A 19,416-nucleotide genomic window follows, 5' to 3' on the forward strand; every position below is an offset into this window, starting at 1 on the left:
ATTTGGTGATCCTATGAGTAATGGCATTGCATTGCGTGTGAAAGGAAAGGTTCAAGGCGTTGGATTTCGCCCATTTGTTTGGCAATTAGCTCATCGTTTTGGTTTATTAGGGCAAGTGAGCAATGATAGTTTGGGGGTATTGATACATTTAACGCCTTCACCTAAAAATGCACTCTTTATAGAGGCATTAAAAGCAGAATGCCCACCATTAGCACGTATTGAACGTATAGAAGAATCACCTTATCAATGGGAACAGCTACCTACTGATTTTATTATTGTAAAAAGTGGTGGTGGCGAAATGGATACACAAGTTGTTCCTGATGCAACAACTTGCCAAGCTTGCATTGATGAATTGTTTGACCCACAAAATCGTCGTTATCATTATCCTTTTATTAACTGCACACATTGTGGCCCTCGTTTTACTATTATAAAAAAAATGCCTTATGACAGGCCTTTTACTTCTATGTCTGAATTTCCATTCTGCCCTGAATGTAAACATGAATATGAAGATCCCGCAGATAGACGGTTTCATGCTCAGCCTAATGCATGCCCTGTATGTGGGCCTCATATCTGGCTTGCAGATAATCAGGGTAAAGAGTTAGCAACGAAAGAGCTTGCATTAACCCAAGCTTGTGAAGCATTACTTGCTGGAAAAATTGTTGCAGTTAAAGGTATTGGTGGTTTTCATTTAGTGTGTGATGCACGTAATAATGAGAGCGTTGCATTATTACGCGAACGCAAGTACCGACCCGCAAAGCCATTAGCTGTGATGATCACAGGAATTGATCAAATTAAAGCAGATAAGCAAGATCTCGATTTTCTTCCTACAGCTATCCAAACATTGCAAAGCACCGCAGCCCCAATTGTATTAGTCCCTAAAACTGTTACACCTAAACTTGCGGAGCTTATTGCGCCGGGATTAACTGAAATTGGTGTTATGTTGCCAGCCAATCCACTGCAACATCTATTAGCGCGTGGTACGAACATTCCTCTTGTTATGACATCAGGAAATGCATCAGGCCATACACCAGCATTAAGTAATGAAGATGCCTTAATGCAATTGAAAGATATTGCAGATTTATTCTTAATGCATAATAGAGAAATTATACAAAGGGCGGATGATTCATTAGTTCGTATTGAGGGTAAACAGAGCGTCATGATCCGACGTTCTCGCGGATATGTACCTGATGCGATTTCATTACCTGAAGATTTTGAGGCGCAACCGTCAGTGCTTGCAATGGGGGGCGATCTCAAAAATGTATTTTGCTTATTACGTCAGCATCAAGCCATTATGGGGCCTCATTTAGGGGATCTTGATGATTTAAGCGTGCGACAACAGTTGGTAAAATCGTTGGCTCTCTTCCAACAAATTTATCGCTTCACCCCTAAAGCAATTGCAATAGATGCACATCCTAACTACATCAGTCATCAGTTGGGTAAGCAGTTTGCTCAAGAGCAAAATATTCCGGTTATTGAAGTCTCTCATCATCATGCACATATTGTTTCTTGTCTTGCTGAACATGGTCATACACATCAACAAGGTGCTGTTATTGGTATTGCTCTTGATGGATTAGGTTTGGGACAAGACGGGACTTTATGGGGTGGAGAATGTTTGCTGGTGGATTATCAAAAATCAGAACGGATTGGTGGGCTTCCTGCGGTTGCTATGCCAGGAGGCAATCTTGCCTCAGTTCAACCTTGGCGAAACTGGTTCGCACATTTAGCTACTTTTTCTAAAGATTGGCAAGGTAGTGTTATCGCCAAAATGATACCTAGTAATGATTTGCAAATATTAAGTAAGGCAGTAGAACGTGGTTTAAATTCGCCTAAAGCCTCTTCTTGTGGTCGGTTTTTTGATGCAGTTTCAGCATCATTAGGATTAGGGCCTAAAGAAATAAGTTGGGAAGGTGAAGCTGCATGTTACTTACAAACGGCGGCATTACAGTGTCATCAAGACAAACAAACAGAAATTATTAAGCAATATGGGCATTTGATGCCTGTAAAAAACAACTTGCTTGATCTATCTGTTTTTTGGACACAATGGGAGGATGTTGATCTTAATGTCAGTGAAAAAGCGTGGTTATTTCATTATTTATTAGCTGAAAGTTTAAGCGAAATTGCATTGCAATGTGCGGATGAACATCAGATTGATACCATTGTACTTACGGGGGGTGTGTTAAATAACATGCTACTCAAACACCTGTTTAAGAAAAAATTAAACAATAAAAAAGTATTAACACCTATGATGTTACCTGCTGGTGATGGCGGTATTGCATTAGGGCAAGCATTGATTGCTACACATTTAATGCAAAAATAAAATAATTATAGGTAAAATAATGCCAGTTTTAGTTAGTTGTGACTGAAATAGGTTTTTGGTTGCTACTTTATTAATGATTAATGACAATATGGAAAATCATCGTGAGTAATAAGAAGATTATCGTTTCTTTGGCCGTTATTGCAGGATTAAGCACGCCAGCAGCATTTGCTGGAGAATGGTCAATTGGTGGTTCAGTTTTAGCACAAGTCACTCCTTATAAAGGGGCTAAATCAAAAGATTATTTATTACCAGTACCGCAAGTTAATTACCAATCAGAGAATTTCTATTTCGCAACGTTAGCGGCGGGATATTACCTATGGAATACACCGAAAGATCAACTTTCTGTTGATTTACACTACTATCCTCAAGCCTTTAAACCAAGCGATAGTGACGATGAGCAAATGAAAAAACTGAATCGTCGCCGTGACACTATGATGGGTGGCTTTACTTATAAACACCACGAATCATGGGGTAGCTTAAGAGCGATCGTTTCTGGTGATATGCTAGGCAAAAGTAACGGTATTATCGCTGACGCCGCTTATTTATATCCTTTCGAATTTGGTAACTGGTCTTTACAACCAGGTGCAGGTGTTGTTTGGGAAAACAAAAAGCAAAACCGTTACGCTTATGGTATTACTCACGCAGAATCTCAACGTAGTGGTTTAGCAGAATATACGCCAAATGATAGCTGGAGACCGTATGTAGAGCTATCGGCGAACTATAAGTTTGCTGAAAACTGGAATTTCTTTGCGATGGGACGTGTTGACCATTTACCAAGTGAAGTGAAAGACAGCCCAATGGTGAATAAATCTGTTACAGCGATTGTGTGGACAGGTGTGACTTACGCATTCTAATTAGCGAAAATCTAACTAGAATTTAGTAAGATTAGCCATAATAAAAAAAGCTTCGATTCAAACTCGAAGCTTTTTTATGGTGGCAAGATATCAGTAATACTTTATTTTTCGGCAATATTTTTACGAACACGAACTACCAGAGATAAGCGACCAGGATGAACGTTATCTGGTTTTAATGGTTGGTGGATACGAGCGGTTTCTACGCAAGCCATTTTACGATAGCCACCTGTGCTCATATCTTTCATTGAACTTGCGAGTTCTGCACCGGGGTTCCAACATACCACATCACTATGATGGTAATGATGAACCTCAATTGTGCGATCCCAGCCATCATCATGAATAAGATTAAAATCGTCAGGCTCTGTATAAAGCCTGTCAGTGCGTCCATTGAAGCGTAATGAGGTTTCATCAGTGTAAACCTCTTTATCTGCCACGGTGTCAATGTAGTGGCCTCCTAAGCCAGTTACAGAGACATTATCAATGTCACTCACATTAAAATAAGAGTGAAGGGCGGCTGTCGCTTCATAATCACCGTAAGATTCTAATTCAACCTCACAGGTTGCGCCTAATTTAAAGCGAGCAATAACCGTAAACTCATGAGGCCAATATTTCTGCGTCTGCTGGCTCTCTTTTAGTGTCATGGTAATGAGTACGCCATCCTCTTGCTCTGTGTGAGCACTAAATTCCCAAGGAAGAATTCGTGCAAATCCATGGCTTGGTGTACCTGCTGAAGCAAACCAAGGCCAGCAAATAGGAATACCACCACGAATGGCAACACCGGGAGTGAAGAGAGAGGCTTCGCTTACCCAAAATACAGGATGCTCTTGTGCGGGTTGCCAAGCAATTAAATGTGCGCCTTGAAGACTGATAGCTGCGCGTACTTTAGGATGTGAAATAACAAGGATAGGAAGTTCGCCTAATTGCCGACGACTTAAGTAAGGTGATATTTGTTCAATAATCGGCAAAGAAAAAATTTTCTCATTCATTATTTTATGACCTTATGTCACTGACTATTTCAATACAATAAACTGACTGGCTAGAAAATAAAAGAGCCACCGAAAAGGTGGCTCTAAAAGAAATCGTGACTTTCTAAACTCTAATTATTTAGAGATATGAGAAATCAGATCCAGAACTTTGTTTGAATAACCAACTTCGTTATCGTACCAAGCAACTAATTTAACAAAGTTGTCGTTCAGTGCGATACCTGCTTTAGCATCAAATACTGAAGTCAGAACTTCACCGTTGAAGTCAGTTGAAACAACTGCATCTTCAGTGTAGCCCAGAACGCCTTTCAGTTCGCCTTCAGCTGCTGCTTTGATAGCGTCACAGATTTGAGCGTAAGTTGCTGGTTTTTCCAGACGTGCAGTCAGATCAACAACAGAAACGTTAGGAGTAGGAACACGGAAAGACATACCAGTCAGTTTGCCGTTCAGTTCAGGGATAACTTTACCTACCGCTTTAGCAGCACCAGTTGATGATGGGATGATGTTTTGAGAAGCACCACGACCACCACGCCAGTCTTTTGCAGATGGACCATCAACAGTACGTTGAGTTGCAGTTGTTGCGTGAACAGTAGTCATCAGACCTTCAACGATACCGAAGTTATCGTTGATAACTTTAGCTAAAGGCGCTAAGCAGTTAGTAGTACAAGATGCGTTAGAAACGATATCTTGGCCTGCGTATGATTTATGGTTTACGCCCATTACGAACATTGGTGTGTTGTCTTTTGAAGGACCAGTCAGAACAACTTTTTTCGCACCAGCTTGGATGTGTTTACGAGCGGTTTCATCAGTTAAGAACAGACCAGTTGCTTCTGCAACAACGTCAGCACCGACTTCGTTCCATTTCAGATTTGCTGGATCTCTTTCTGAAGTTACGCGGATGGTTTTACCATTAACAACGAGGTGGCCATCTTTTACTTCAACAGTACCGTTGAAACGGCCATGAGTTGAATCGTATTTCAGCATGTATGCCATGTAGTCTGCGTCTAACAGATCGTTAATACCTACGATTTCGATATCTGAACGTTCTTGAGCAGCACGGAAAACGATGCGGCCGATACGACCAAAACCATTAATACCTACTTTGATAGTCATATGTATTCCACCAGCTTTAATTTAGTGAATTAAAAAGTTGCTTCTAAAGTTACCAAAACCGCGCCAATCGTCAAGCGGAATCGTGTCAATAATTGCAAAAAATCAATTAAAAAAACACTTTTCGCTTAAAGATTGGTCGTTTTAGCCAAATGTTACGCTGTGTATTATCGGGATCAACGCCGATAAATGAAGTTACCTTTGCTCCGTTATGTGAAATTCATCACATTTCAAAAACTAAAGATTACTCTTGATGATTTTAGACCATATTTTCCAGATTTGTTGTTAAATCTTTGTTATTATTCACTGTTGTTTTAAAAAGCATTTTTCTGGGCAAGAGGTCGATATGGCAGATAATGAAAAGAAAGTGAATATTTCAAGTAATAACAATCACCTTGATTTATCAACACTCAACGAAATGCAACGTTATGTAACGCAACAGCAAGGCACAGAACCGCCATTTAGTGGTAAATTATTACACAACCGTCAAACAGGAATTTATCACTGTTTATGTTGTTCTGCTCCTCTGTTTTATTCAGATACAAAATTTGATGCGGGATGTGGTTGGCCAAGCTTTTATCAACCTGTTAGTGATAATGCAATTCGCTATATTGATGATTTTTCTCATAATATGAAAAGAACTGAAATCCGTTGTCAGCAATGTGATGCACATTTAGGTCATGTTTTTAATGATGGCCCAGCCCCAACAGGGGAGCGTTATTGTGTTAATTCAGCATCTCTTTCATTTACGAATAGTGAAACAGGCGAAAAACAAGTCGGTTAACTCAATTAAGTTAACAAAATAATAACAATTGAAAAAACGATTCAGCCATTTCAAATGATTATTTAGCTTATGGAGCAATCAATGGAAGTTAATGAACTTATTTCGATGGTAACCCCTGAAATTTATCAGCGTATTTCAACCGCAGTTGAACTAGGTAAATGGCCTGATGGTGTTGCATTGACCGATGAGCAAAAAGAACATTGCATGCAGATTGTTTTATTATGGCAGGCGAAAAATAACCACACACCTGAGCATATGACGGTAGGCACTAATGGACAAATTACCATGAAGAGCAAACAAGAATTAAAAGCTCAGTTTCAATCTGAACGCTTAGCGACGTTAACGCCAATGGATGATGAATAAAACCTGTGTTGAATGGATAGAATAAATATAAAAAGAGGCTATTTATTAACCGAATTGGTTAAAATTAGCCCCTTTTTCATTTTATGAAGATAAAGAAAATAACGAACTTATTGATTGTTACGATTAAGCCAATGTGCTGAATCAATTAATGCTGCGCCTTTTGCTCTCATCTCTTCTAGTGCTTTTTCGCTATCGTCATCTTGAATATTGACACCGCGACAACCGTCTGTAACAACTGAAACCTGATATCCTAATAACAACGCATCTAGCACTGTAAATTTGACACAGTAATCCGTAGCAATTCCTAAAATATAAAGATGTTTTATATTTAATGTCTGCAAAAGTGTATGCAAACCTGTTTGGTATTCATGGTCGTTATCAAAAAAAGCACTATAACTATCAATAAGGTGATTTTGCCCTTTGTAAATAATATGATTAATCAGTGCTTGGTTTAATTCAGGATGAAATGCAGCGCCATAAGAATTTTGTACGCAATGTATTGGCCACCAAACTTGTGGTAATCCATTAAGAGTACCTACCTCTCCCACAACTGTGCCTGAATTTTCAGCAAAGCTAAGATGATCGGCTGGATGCCAGTCTAAACTGGCGATAATAGGATTTTTAGATTGCTTGAAACTATGAATAAGTTGATTGGCTGTTTGTATAACTATGTCGCTTTCATTAACAGCTAATGCACCACCTGTACAAAAATCATTTTGTATATCAACCAATAACAGTGCAGAATTTTTCACCACTTTTACCTTTAGATTAAACTTAGTCGTTATCGTCTAATGTCATTTCACCGCGTAGGTTTTGTTGCATTAGTCGGCAGATTTCAGTGTAATTATATTGTTGGCTAAGAAGATAATGCAGTTTAGTTAATGTTGCTTCAAATGTCATATCAAAGCCACTGATCACCCCAACTTCCGCTAATGCTTGACCTGTTGCATAACCTTCCATATTCACTCGGCCAGAAATACATTGTGTAAGGTTGATAACAACAATACCACGCTCTGTTGCTTCACGTAGGGTAGAAAGTAAAGCTGGGTGTGATGGTGCATTACCGACACCATAAGAGCGCAATATTAAGGCTTTCACAGGTTGCATCAGGATGTTTTTAACGACTTCATCGGAAAGACCCGGATAAATTGTGACAACACCGATAGGTTGAGGCGTAATATTATGTGCAGTAAATTCACCATTTCCTTTAGGAAAGGAATTAATTTTAAATTGTTTAATATTAATGCCCGCTTCTAACAGTGGTGCGCTATTTGGCGATGCAAAGGCATTAAAGCCGTCGGCATGTGCTTTTACGGTGCGGTTTCCGCGATACAGCGTGTTATTGAAAAATAGAGCCACTTCATTAATTGGATGATGAGCAGCGAGATAAAGCGCATTTAATAGGTTTGTTTGCCCATCAGACCGTAAGGCTTCTAAAGGAATTTGAGAGCCAGTAACAATAATAGGCTTGCTAAGATTCTCAAACATAAAAGAGAGTGCAGAAGCAGTAAATGCCATTGTATCAGTACCATGAAGAATAACGAATCCATCATAGTTGTGATAATTTTCACTAATATCATCAGCAATAGATTGCCAATCTTCAGGGGTAATATTTGAAGAGTCGATCAGCGGAAGATGCTCTTTGATTGTGAAATCAGGCATTTCTTCGCGATGGAACTCTGGCATTTTGGCTAATTGGCGTTGTAAATGTCCTGATACAGGAATATAGCCGTGTTCAGAATGTTGCATACCAATAGTACCACCCGTGTATACAACGTAGATTGATTTCTTTTGCATCAGACAAAACACTCTTATTAGGCTGTGAGAAATACCTGATTATAGGGAGTTTACAGAATAAAAAAAGGAAAGGATGCTAAAAAAAGAAAATAGAGATTAATGAATATCTACTTTAAATCATTGTGTTAAAAATACTATTGATAAAAACGGGCAAAAAATAATCGTCAGTATATTATGCTAAACAAAGTCAGGAAAAAAAGAGAAAAACACCTGCTCTGAAAGAGCAGGTGTTGAGACAAAAACGGCTATTGAATATCACCACAAGATAAGCAATACGCATAGCGGTTAAGCGGATCATTCATATTGCGATAAAACTCCGTTTGTGATTTTACTTCTCTTAAAACAGGGGCTGGTAAATAAGCTTGTAATGGATCAGGGATAATAGCTTTTGCATTATTTGATAAGCTCATGATTATCTGTTCAGAGAGACTTAATTCTGGCTTCATCCAATCAATAACAGGCTCTTTAATTTTTGCCATTTTAGCAACGGCATCAATGGCATCATCAAAATCACCAAACTCATCGACTAAGCCCACATTTTTTGCATCTATTCCTACCCACACTCGACCTTGAGCAATACGATCAATTTGAGCTGGCGTTTTTTTACGAGATTCAGCCACTAAATTAAGAAATGTTTTATAACCACTTTCGATATTCAGTTGTAACAACTCGGCAAATTCTTCAGGCAACTTATTGGTGACAGATAATCCTGCTAAAGGTGATGTTGTGACACCATCGGTATAAACACCAATAGACTCTAGGCTGTTTTCAAAGGTATTAATAACACCGAAAATACCAATAGAACCCGTTAATGTTGAAGGACTAGCAATAATCTTATTTGCAGGTGTGGAGATCCAATATCCTCCTGATGCTGCTAATCCTCCCATTGAAACAACCACATGTTTTTTCTGCTGTTTAAAGGCTTCAACTTCACTGCGAATTTGTTCTGATGCTGAAACACTACCACCTGGGCTATTTACACGTAATACAAGTGCTCGAATATTAGGATCTAAACGGGCTTGGCGAATTTGATTTGCAATGGTGGAACCGCCTGCGGAGCCCGGAATGCTTTCGCCGTCAATAATGGCGCCTTGAACAACGACTACGGCAATATTACCTTCATCATTTGCAGGTAATGATGAAGTTAACGTATCGGCATAATCATAAATACTGATATTGTTAAATTGCTTGTTCTCTTTATCCCACTGAAAGGTTTCTGTCATATCAGCTTCAAATTGAGCGTATGAGCTGACAGAATCCACTAATTTACGATTTAGCGCATAAGTTGCGTTATCCCCATCTGCATTGCGTAGCTGTGCAATCATCTCTTTTGCACCTGGGAAAACATCTTCTGTGGTAATGCTACGGTTTTCTGCCACTTGGGTTAAATAAGTAGACCACAGCGCATTAACTAAACGTAATGAAGCTTCTCGAGATTCCGCAGACATATCATTGCGCATTAACGGTTCAACCGCAGATTTATACGTTCCTACGCGGAAAATATGAGTACTTACTTTTAAATTTTCTAACAGTGTTTTGTAATAGAGATTTTGAAAGCCAAAACCATAAACACCCACTGCACCTTGAGGTGTGAGATAAATTTTATCTGCATAAGAAGCGAGATAATATTGCGGCTGACTGTAATAGCCACTCACTGCAAAAATCGGTTTGCCTGTTTTTTTAAATTCAGTAAGTGCCTTACCAATATAATTTAGCGAAGGCTGATCTGCGCCGACAAATTCATCAAGTTTAAGCACTATACCTTTAATTTTCGGATCTTGAGAGGCTAGGCGTAGTGTATCGACGACTTCAAATAATGAATTTTCTTGGAGCTGGCTACCCGAAACGCCTAAAAGCTCACGCCCAACTTCCCCTAAAGGATTTTGGGTTGCAGTTTGGTCAACAATCACACCTTTAAGATCAACAAGAAGGGCGCCTTCATAATCCATTGGTTTTTGTGCTTCTTTGCTAATTAAGAAAATACCAATGACCACAAAGAGAAGGAAAAAGAAAATAACGTTTAAGATTAATTTTCTGATAAAGTTAATGGCTTGCCAACTGAATTTTAATATTGCGCCGATTAACTCCATAATTTTATTCATATTATCTCCACATCATGTAAAGCTAAAATTTAATCCTAAACAGTCATGCTAGAATTATTGGTAAGCAGGCTACATCTACATAATCTCATACTATTAAAACAAAAAATGTTGTTATCAATAGAGAGAATAGTAATAACAATAAAGGAATATTCTAATATAGCTCTTATTGAATGTCTGTCATTGATTTTTAGGAAAACACTAATGATAACTTTTTACTTAAGATGTTATTAAGCAAACATTTATCTTACGTAAAAATAGTTAAATAAATTCACACAAAAAAGCATCAAAGTAATATAGAAAATCGTCAAATTAAAAAGAAAAATAGGATCAAAATCAGCTTAAATTAACTTAGTAAGCTAAGATTAATCATTTTATGAACAATAAATTACGATTAAATGACCACACACCTGATTTTTAGAAAAATTCCCGCCTAAATCTGCGGATGGTGGTAATATAACAGTTTGTTATACTGCGAATTGATAAGAACTGTCCATCCCCATAAGAATGGGATCTTGCTAAAATAAAATGCTGACAGGAGAATAAAAATGGATGCATTAACACTGCTTTTGAACCGCCGTTCAGCTTCCCGACTGACTACTCCAGCCCCCGATAGTGAAGCCCTCAATACTATTTTACAAGCCGGTATGCGCGCGCCTGATCATGGTGCACTTAAGCCGTGGCATTTCGTTGTGATGCAAAATGAAGGCATTGAACGCTTTAGCCAATTACTACATAAAGCCGCGGTTGTGGGTAATTTAGGGCCAGAAGTTGAAGAAAAAGCAAAAAATGCACCTTTTCGTGCCCCATTGATCATCACGGTCATTGCGAAAGTGAAAGATCATCCTAAAGTTCCTGAATGGGAGCAAGTTGTTGCAGCCGGTTGTAGTGTACAAGCAATGCAAATGGCCGCTGTTGCTCAAGGATTTGGGGGGATTTGGCGTTCAGGCTCTTGGACTCATGATGCAGTTGTAAGAGAAGGACTTGGCTGTGGTGAACATGACCAGATTATTGGTTTCCTTTATTTAGGCACGCCAGCCCTGAAAGCGCCAATGACGGTTTCTCCTGCTGACTTAACTGATTTTGTGACTTATTTTTAAAAAGGATGGCATGTTATGTCTGAAGCAATTCGTTTAACACAATACAGTCATGGTGCAGGTTGTGGTTGTAAGATCTCGCCAAAAGTTTTAGAAACCATTTTACATAGCGAACAAGCTAAGTTTCATGATCCTCACTTACTTGTAGGTAATGAAACCAAAGATGATGCTGCTGTTTATGATTTAGGAAATGGCACAGGTATTATCAGTACTACTGATTTCTTTATGCCAATCGTTGATAATCCTTATGATTTTGGGCGTATCGCTGCAACGAATGCAATCAGTGATATTTTTGCAATGGGCGGAAAACCTATTATGGCAATCGCTATTTTAGGCTGGCCTATTAGTAAACTGGCACCTGAAATTGCGCGTGAAGTGATTGAGGGTGGTCGAGCCGCTTGCCAAGAAGCAGGCATTTCACTGGCTGGTGGTCACTCAATTGATGCGCCAGAACCTATTTTTGGCCTTGCCGTTACAGGTGTCGTGCCTGTGAGCAAAGTGAAGAAAAACAGTGAAGCTAAAGTAGGATGTCAGCTCTTTTTAACTAAACCTTTGGGTATTGGTGTATTAACAACGGCTGAGAAAAAAGGTTTGTTAAAACCAGAGCACCAAGGTTTAGCAACAGAAATTATGTGCCGTATGAATAAAGCCGGTTCTGATTTTTCTGATATCGAAGGCGTCACTGCAATGACAGACGTTACAGGATTCGGTTTATTAGGGCATTTAAGCGAAATCTGTGATGGCTCTGGTGTACAAGCCACCATTCATTTCTCACGAGTCCCAAGATTGCCAGAAGTAGAGTCTTATATTGAACAAGGCTGTGTTCCTGGTGGTACAGGTCGTAACTTTGAAAGTTATGGTCATTTAATTGGTGAGATCACTGAAATGCAACGTAAATTACTCTGTGATCCGCAAACATCAGGTGGCTTATTATTAGCTGTATTACCTGAAGCCGTGGAACAGGTTAAAGAGGTCGCTGCTCGTTTTGATATTGAACTAACCTCTATCGGTGAGTTAACTGAGCCAGTGGCAGGAAAAGCGTTGATTGAAGTGACTAACTAACGTAATGAGATTATTTATTGCAGAAAAACCCAGCCTTGCTCGCGCTATTGCTGATGTATTGCCAAAGCCCCATAAACGGGGCGATGGCTTTATTCTTTGTGGTGATAACCAGTATGTGACGTGGTGTGTTGGTCACTTACTTGAACAAGCTGAGCCGGATGCATACGACCCGCGGTACGCCCGCTGGTCGTTAGATGATTTGCCCATTATTCCTGAAAAATGGCAACTCAAGCCCCGAGCTGATGTTAAAAAGCAGCTAGAAACCATCAAAACACTACTTAAGCAGGCAAAAGAAGTGATCCATGCGGGGGACCCCGATCGTGAAGGTCAGCTCTTAGTCGATGAAGTACTTAACTATTTAAATATCAGTGAAGAGCAAAGAAAACAGGCGCGTCGTTGCTTAATTAATGACTTAAACCCAGCGGCAGTGACGCGAGCTATTGATAAGCTACGTTATAACCATGAGTTTGTACCATTGTGCGTATCTGCTTTAGCGCGAGCAAGAGCAGATTGGCTTTATGGTATTAACATGACTCGAGCGTATACGCTATTAGGTCAGCGTAATGGTTATCAAGGTGTATTGTCAGTAGGGCGAGTACAAACGCCAGTATTAGGCTTAGTGGTTCGGCGTGATGAAGAAATTGAAAACTTCGTTCCTAAAGATTTTTTTGAAGTTAAAGCACATGTTGTAACACCTGCCGATGAACGCTTTACCGCGATTTGGCAACCAAGTGAACATTGTGAACCTTGGCAAGATGAAGAAGGGCGATTATTAAATCGTAAACTTGCAGAGCATGTTGTTGAGAGAATTCAAGGCAAGCCAGCGAATGTTACAGATTACCAAGATAAACAAGAGTCTGAAATTGCCCCATTACCCTTTTCGCTTTCAGCGTTACAAATTGAAGCGGCAAAACGTTTTGGTTTAAGCGCACAACAAGTCTTAGATACCTGCCAGCGATTATATGAAACGCATAAATTAATTACTTATCCGCGTTCTGATAGCCGTTATCTTCCTGATGAACATTTTGCTGGCCGCCATGCCGTTATTAATGCGATCAGCACACATGACGCAAGCTTATTACCGCAAGATACTCTAGATATTGATAAAAAGAATCGTTGCTGGGATGATAAAAAAGTTGATGCTCACCATGCGATTATTCCAACAGCAAAAACGGGCAATATCTCATTAAGTGAAAATGAGAAAAATATTTATTATCTCGTGGCTCGCCAATATCTAATGCAATTTATGCCTGATGCTGTCTATCGTAAATGCGTTATTGAACTTGATATTGAGAATGGCAAGTTTATCGCTAAAGCGCGTTTTTTAGCGCAAGCAGGATGGCGAGTTTTATTAGGTGCGAAAGAGCAAGATGCTGAAAATGACGGCTCTGCATTGCCAATAGTGGCTAAAGGTGATGAACTGCTGTGTGAAAAGGGAGAGATTGTTGAAAAGCAAACGCAGCCTCCAAGACCTTTTACTGATGCAACATTGCTTTCTGCTATGACCGGAATTGCGCGCTTTGTTCAAGATAAAGAGCTTAAGAAAATCCTAAGAGCAACGGATGGATTAGGCACTGAGGCGACAAGAGCGGGAATTATTGAGCTGTTATTTAAGCGTGGTTTTTTGCAAAAGAAAGGGCGAGCCATTAATTCAACCCCAGCGGGTAGAGCATTAATTCATGTATTGCCAGATATGGCAACTTTACCGGATATGACTGCACATTGGGAATCGATACTCACGCAAATTAGTGAGAAACAATTTAAATATCAAGATTTTATGATGCCATTAAATAACACCTTGATAGAGTTGATTACTCAAGCGAAGCGTCGTCCAAATATTCAAGCTTTCAGAAATCTTCCCGCACCCGCGCATAATAAAAAGCGCAAGACAGCAACTAAAGGAAGTAACAAAGCAAGCCCCGCGAAAAATAAAGTGCAGAGTAAAGAAACAACTACTGATAATTAAGCACAAATAAAAAAGCACTTCCTTTATTATTTAGGGAAGTGCTTTTACTGAATTAAGATTTTATCTGATTAGATTTTAAATTCAGCCCAAACTGGTGCGTGATCAGATGGTTTTTCCATTCCACGGATCTCGTAATCAATTCCTGTTGAAATACAATTATCCGCTAAGCAGCGACTTGCTAGAAGTAAGTCAATGCGTAAGCCTCGGTTATCATCAAACCCTTTAGAACGATAGTCAAACCACGAGAATTTATCATCAGCTTCAGGATGTTGTTGGCGGAATGTATCTGTTAACCCCCAACCTATTAAGGTTGCCAGCCATTCCCGCTCTTCTGGTAGGAAAGAACATTTACCTGTTTTTAACCAACGTTTCATATTATTTTCGCCAATACCAATATCTTTATCTGTTGGGCTAATATTTAAATCACCCATAATAAGTACTGGAGAGGTTGGTTTTAAGCTAGTGGTTAGGTAATTTTGCAGGTCAGCATAGAATTTTTCTTTTGCTGGAAATTTAGTCTCATGATCACGGCTTTCGCCTTGAGGGAAATAACCGTTCATAACTGTTAATAAACCCGCTGGTGTTTCGATATCTGCCATGATCATTCGACGTTGAGCATCATCCTCATCGCCAGGAAAGCCTTTACGTACTGCGACAGGTTTTTCTTTTGTGAGTAAGGCAACTCCATAATGCCCTTTTTGACCATGATAGAAAACATGATAACCCAAGGCACCCACCGTATCTAATGGAAACATATCATCATGAACTTTCGTTTCTTGAAGCCCAATAACATCTGGCTGATGTTTTTCTATGATAGCTTCAAGTTGGTGAGGACGAGCGCGTAAGCCATTAATATTGAAAGAGACAAATTTCATGTGACTGTAACCATTTATATATTGAATAATAGGATGTCTTATACTAGCAGGATCATAAAATGAATGTAAGCAAATCACTGAAATGATGGCACAGCTTATCAAGAGAAAGATAAAATGAGATAAAAAATAAAGGCCATTAAATAAAGCGCGCTAATTTAATAAAAATAATTAATTGTATAACAAAAAATATTAATTAAACAAACTAGAAACATAAACTAATCTTTGATAGAAGAATATAAGTATTATTATTCTTTATATGTGAAGAATGATGACATAATAAAAATAATATTGTAGTTATAAATTGTATTCATTAAAAGGAGGTAAAAGAATATTTATATAAGACTGCTTTTATATAAAATTAATTTTTAAATTAATTAATCACTATTTTATTTACATTAAATGAATCAATGAAATTATTTTATTCTACACAGCAAAGGAATGGTGAATTATGTTTTTTTCTCGTAAGTTAGAAGCCTTTATGGCTGTAGTCGAAAACGGCTCGTTAAGTAAAGCGGCGCGGGTGATGAATCGCACGACGCCTCCCGTCGCTAAATCTATCAAAGACTTTGAAGCCGTGTTAGGAAAGCGTTTATTTAAGCGAGAGAAGTTTGGTATGAGTTTAACCCAAGAGGGTCTTGAGCTTTATAATGATTTGAAATCGCTCTATCTTCAGGAAAAAGAGATAACTAAAAAACATATCTCGGGGATTATAAATAATAGCATTCATGTTTATTATGATTGGGGAAAAAGTCAGTATTTAACTCAGTTTTATCAAGCAGCAAATAAAAATTATTCCCATATAAATATAATGCGATTTTCAAGAGAAAACTTTGAAGAAATACCCGACTATGATGGTAATACATTAATATTAAGTTCTGAGAAAATTATTAGTGAAAAATTTAGTCTTCTTCATAAAATAGAAAATAAACACTTGGGTATTTGTTGTCAAAAAACACTCGTGAATAGTGTGAATAATAATATTGATAGGCTTTTAAGTGAAAATATTTGGTTATGTGATCCGGCATTATACAAAACAGCTAAGATAAAAAAATTAGAGAGTGAAATTGGGGATAGAGGAAAGACAGTGTGTGTCAGAATAATGGATGATCTTAATTGCTGTTTACGTTTTATTCAAACGCATCATTCTCTTTTATTAACAGATGAAAACCCATTGAAAAGTGAGTATGAAGCAGATTTATGCTTTATACCATTAATTCAGCCTGAAATTCAGTATAGCTGTTATATCTATAAATCTAAGTATCATTCAAGTGTATTGAATCGATTTTTGGATTTAATTAATAAAATGAAATAAAAAGAATTTTTTGGGGTAAAGCTAAGAGGAGATGGTGGTGGGAGAAGGATTCGAACCTTCGAAGTCTGTGACGGCAGATTTACAGTCTGCTCCCTTTGGCCGCTTGGGTATCCCACCAACATTAAATTGTTTTGCTGTCCGTGACAGCGGGCGCAATAATACCAAATACCTGAGATCTGTAAAGCGCTATTTTACTAAAAACAGACTGACTGCTGTAAAATTGTGCGTATCGTTCGAGCTTTATGCGCTATCGTATTGATTTTAAGCAATATCATCTCTATTAGTAAGAGATAAAAAATAAACCGCGATATGTTTTATATCGCGGTTTACATTTAGATAGTCACACTGTTTGCGTTATTAGTGACAGAAAACTTATAAAATGATTGTTCTGTTACCGTAAACGAAGACACGTTGTGAAAGTACCCAATATAAAGCATGGCTAAGAACATTCTTTTCAACATCTCGACCGGCTCTCATCATATCTTCAGCAGAAAACGTATGGTCAACATTAATCACATTTTGAGTGATGATTGGGCCTTCATCTAAATTATCATTTACGTAGTGTGCTGTTGCACCAATGATTTTCACACCGCGCTCATAAGCCTGATGGTAAGGGCGTGCACCAATAAAGGCAGGTAAGAAAGAGTGGTGAATATTGATAATTTGATTCGGGAAGTTTTGTACAAATGCAGGTGTTAATACACGCATGTATTTTGCGAGTACAACATAATCAGGTTTGTATTGATTAATTTGTGCAATTAACTTTTCATCATGCTGATCACGGGTTAAGCCTTCATGGCTAACAAGATGGAAAGGAATACCAAATTGTTCTACTAGATGTTTTAACGTATCGTGATTACCAATGACGGCGGCAATTTCTACATCCAAATCACCAAATGCACTTTTCATTAATAAGTCACCCAAGCAGTGTGCTTCTTTTGTCACCATAATGACAATGCGACGACGACCTGCGGTATTTAATTCACGTTTTGAGCCTTGTGGTAAGGCATCATCTAAATCTGCAAGAAAGGTTTCATCATTAAAGATACCTTCAAGCTCGGTGCGCATAAAAAAGCGACCTGTACGATGATCAACAAACTCACTATTTTGAACAATATTTAATTGATGTTTGTAGCAAATATTCGTGATTTTAGCGATAAGTCCTTTTGCATCAGGGCAAATAGTACGCAGTATTTTTTTTTGAGTATTTTGGTGTTGCATGTATGGATAAATCCTTTCTTTTACTTCTGTGTTTGCAGTTATTTGATGTTATTTTCACAACATTTTTTGTATTTACGCCCTGAACCACAAGGGCAGGGATCGTTTCGCCCCACTTTCGGTTTCACACCGTCAATATAAAACCAACAGTCATCTATTTTTAGAAAACGAGAGCGTTCATGTAAGTACTGTTTATCATCGGCATTTCTTTCAATAAAGCAAGCCGAGAATTCAACATATGCCTCATTTTTATTTGTGCTTACTTGCGATGAGATAACATTGAGTCCAAGCCATTGTGTATTTGGAAAGCCAGAAACTAATTCATCATGCAAGGAGACAACACGACAAGAGGGATGCCACGTCTTGATTAAGTAATCAGCATTATGTTTAACGAACGCGCTATAACGCGAACGCATCAATGCTTCTGCTGTTGGGGCGTTCTTTTGACCTAAATGGTAAGGCTCACAGCAATTCGAGTAGAATAATTGGCTATTACAGGGGCATAAACTTGACAAAATAATGTCCTAACTCACGTTATCAGTATGACGATTTCCCATAGATTGAAAAAAGTAATGATTGGAAATAATTAACGTCAATGTTGAACTAAACTAATAATGTAGCGCTAATTAATCAGCATGTGAAACGATAGTTACCGGAGTCACCAATGAATAAAGCCTTAGTGGGTAAAAAAATCTTAATAATTGATGATGAGGTCGTTTTTCGCACCATGTTGACGGAATATTTCTCACATGAAAAGGCTTGCGTTTATACAACAGATAACGGTAGCCAAGCATTATCTTTATTAGAAGGGGGATTGCTTCCTGATCTTATTTTATGTGATATCCGTATGCCAGTAATGAATGGTCCCACTTTTTTATGTCATCTTGAACAACGTAAATTGGCTATTCCTGTTATTGCTATTTCATGTACAGATAATATGGCTGAAGTAGATGATATGTTGCGTTTAGGGGCACAAGAGATTTTTCTTAAGCCAATAACACATCTTGAGAAATTAAAACAAAAAGTCATTGAAGTATTATGCCCTGGCTTTTTTGAATCAGTATTAATAGAAGGTATACATTTAGAACCACTTTGGAATAGCTTACGAAAAGATACCCATTATATTCAATCGTTCATAAAACAGATGCAACCACAGGTTAAGCAGATTGTTGCGGGATATTGTGTTAATTATCGTCAATTAAATGATATTGCTAAAATGGGTTTATTATTTGATATTGCGGCTTTATCCGAAGATCAAATTATCTTCTATTGTGTCGATATATCGAGAGATGATGAAAATGGGCTTTTGGTCGCTTTACTCTTACGGGTTGTTTTTAATGATGTATTAAAGTCATCAGAAAAAATACGATCTTTACCAAGTATGTATAATATGTTGAATAAACTAAATAAAATGCTTAATGAGATTGGGGTAAAAGGACAATTTCCTATAACACTAGGATATTATCATACGCAGAAAAAAAATATATTATTAGCCTCAGCAGGTTTAAAAGCTGAAATAAAAACAGAAAGTAAAAAATTTGAATTAAATAGCGGTGTTCCCTTAGGTACATTGCAACTT

At 38.1% G+C, this 19,416-nt stretch carries 17 protein-coding genes and 1 tRNA gene; 9 read left to right on the forward strand and 9 right to left on the reverse strand.

The genetic code is table 11. The features are described 5' to 3' along the window. Window positions 1-13 precede the first annotated feature (13 nt). A complete protein-coding gene (gene hypF, locus JEP36_RS10135) occupies window positions 14-2,317 on the forward strand; it encodes a carbamoyltransferase HypF (RefSeq protein WP_198630156.1) in 2,304 nt (767 codons plus the stop codon). Window positions 2,318-2,418: 101 nt separating this feature from the next. Continuing rightward, window positions 2,419-3,171, forward strand: coding sequence for a MipA/OmpV family protein (locus tag JEP36_RS10140; protein WP_198619918.1), 753 nt, complete (start codon window positions 2,419-2,421; stop codon window positions 3,169-3,171). Between the two features lie 101 nt (window positions 3,172-3,272). Here JEP36_RS10140 and JEP36_RS10145 read toward each other — a convergent pair whose 3' ends face one another. Both JEP36_RS10145 and gapA read right to left on the reverse strand, forming a co-directional pair. Beyond that, window positions 3,273-4,157, reverse strand: coding sequence for a D-hexose-6-phosphate mutarotase (locus JEP36_RS10145; protein ID WP_196532547.1), 885 nt, complete (start codon window positions 4,155-4,157; stop codon window positions 3,273-3,275). Between the two features lie 114 nt (window positions 4,158-4,271). Further along, window positions 4,272-5,267: a glyceraldehyde-3-phosphate dehydrogenase gene (gene gapA / locus JEP36_RS10150; protein WP_109372088.1), complete on the reverse strand. Its 996-nt coding sequence runs from the start codon at window positions 5,265-5,267 to the stop codon at window positions 4,272-4,274. 343 nt (window positions 5,268-5,610) lie between these two features. On the opposite strand from gapA, the gene msrB reads away from it, so the two are divergent. Both msrB and JEP36_RS10160 read left to right on the forward strand, forming a co-directional pair. Then, the gene (gene msrB, locus JEP36_RS10155) at window positions 5,611-6,048 is read left to right on the forward strand and encodes a peptide-methionine (R)-S-oxide reductase MsrB (protein ID WP_196532548.1); all 438 of its coding nucleotides are present in this window, start codon (window positions 5,611-5,613) and stop codon (window positions 6,046-6,048) included. An 81-nt stretch (window positions 6,049-6,129) separates the two neighbouring features. Next, the gene (locus JEP36_RS10160; protein ID WP_100160296.1) at window positions 6,130-6,411 is read left to right on the forward strand and encodes a YeaC family protein; all 282 of its coding nucleotides are present in this window, start codon (window positions 6,130-6,132) and stop codon (window positions 6,409-6,411) included. Window positions 6,412-6,518: 107 nt separating this feature from the next. On the opposite strand, the gene pncA is transcribed toward JEP36_RS10160, so the two are convergent. From pncA to sppA, 3 genes are all read right to left on the reverse strand, one after another. Then, window positions 6,519-7,163, reverse strand: coding sequence for a bifunctional nicotinamidase/pyrazinamidase (pncA, locus tag JEP36_RS10165; RefSeq protein WP_198630157.1), 645 nt, complete (start codon window positions 7,161-7,163; stop codon window positions 6,519-6,521). A gap of 22 nt (window positions 7,164-7,185) precedes the next feature. Further along, window positions 7,186-8,208 (reverse strand): asparaginase, encoded by a 1,023-nt coding sequence (ansA, locus tag JEP36_RS10170; protein WP_109372094.1) that lies wholly within the window; start codon window positions 8,206-8,208, stop codon window positions 7,186-7,188. Window positions 8,209-8,453: 245 nt separating this feature from the next. Further along, a complete protein-coding gene (gene sppA / locus JEP36_RS10175) occupies window positions 8,454-10,310 on the reverse strand; it encodes a signal peptide peptidase SppA (protein ID WP_198630158.1) in 1,857 nt (618 codons plus the stop codon). 545 nt (window positions 10,311-10,855) lie between these two features. On the opposite strand from sppA, the gene JEP36_RS10180 reads away from it, so the two are divergent. From JEP36_RS10180 to JEP36_RS10190, 3 genes are read left to right on the forward strand one after another with little or no spacing between them, the layout of a single operon-like run. Beyond that, window positions 10,856-11,407 carry an NAD(P)H nitroreductase gene (locus JEP36_RS10180; RefSeq protein ID WP_023581966.1) on the forward strand — a complete coding sequence of 184 codons (552 nt, stop codon included), beginning with the start codon at window positions 10,856-10,858 and terminating at the stop codon, window positions 11,405-11,407. A gap of 15 nt (window positions 11,408-11,422) precedes the next feature. Then, window positions 11,423-12,466: a selenide, water dikinase SelD gene (selD, locus tag JEP36_RS10185; RefSeq protein ID WP_198630159.1), complete on the forward strand. Its 1,044-nt coding sequence runs from the start codon at window positions 11,423-11,425 to the stop codon at window positions 12,464-12,466. 4 nt (window positions 12,467-12,470) lie between these two features. Continuing rightward, window positions 12,471-14,432, forward strand: a complete 1,962-nt coding sequence (locus JEP36_RS10190; RefSeq protein ID WP_198630160.1) for a DNA topoisomerase III — start codon at window positions 12,471-12,473, stop codon at window positions 14,430-14,432. Window positions 14,433-14,500: 68 nt separating this feature from the next. On the opposite strand, the gene xthA is transcribed toward JEP36_RS10190, so the two are convergent. Then, window positions 14,501-15,307 (reverse strand): exodeoxyribonuclease III, encoded by an 807-nt coding sequence (gene xthA / locus JEP36_RS10195; protein WP_198630161.1) that lies wholly within the window; start codon window positions 15,305-15,307, stop codon window positions 14,501-14,503. Window positions 15,308-15,755: 448 nt separating this feature from the next. Here xthA and JEP36_RS10200 point away from each other — a divergent pair, with 448 nt between their 5' ends. Beyond that, the gene (locus JEP36_RS10200; RefSeq protein ID WP_198619926.1) at window positions 15,756-16,619 is read left to right on the forward strand and encodes a LysR family transcriptional regulator; all 864 of its coding nucleotides are present in this window, start codon (window positions 15,756-15,758) and stop codon (window positions 16,617-16,619) included. Window positions 16,620-16,651: 32 nt separating this feature from the next. Here the strand turns inward: JEP36_RS10200 and JEP36_RS10205 are convergent. The 3 genes from JEP36_RS10205 to JEP36_RS10215 form a co-directional block, all read right to left on the reverse strand. Further along, window positions 16,652-16,736, reverse strand: a tRNA-Tyr gene (locus JEP36_RS10205). Between the two features lie 255 nt (window positions 16,737-16,991). After that, window positions 16,992-17,840: a formyltetrahydrofolate deformylase gene (purU, locus tag JEP36_RS10210; RefSeq protein ID WP_069368973.1), complete on the reverse strand. Its 849-nt coding sequence runs from the start codon at window positions 17,838-17,840 to the stop codon at window positions 16,992-16,994. Window positions 17,841-17,878: 38 nt separating this feature from the next. Then, a complete protein-coding gene (locus JEP36_RS10215) occupies window positions 17,879-18,352 on the reverse strand; it encodes a YchJ family protein (RefSeq protein ID WP_198619927.1) in 474 nt (157 codons plus the stop codon). A 149-nt stretch (window positions 18,353-18,501) separates the two neighbouring features. Here JEP36_RS10215 and rssB point away from each other — a divergent pair. Next, window positions 18,502-19,416: two-component system response regulator RssB (gene rssB, locus JEP36_RS10220; RefSeq protein WP_198630162.1), on the forward strand; the 915-nt coding region annotated here is incomplete at its 3' end.

Origin of the sequence: Proteus sp. PR00208, from assembly GCF_016238545.1 — a bacterium.
Classification (GTDB): domain Bacteria; phylum Pseudomonadota; class Gammaproteobacteria; order Enterobacterales; family Enterobacteriaceae; genus Proteus.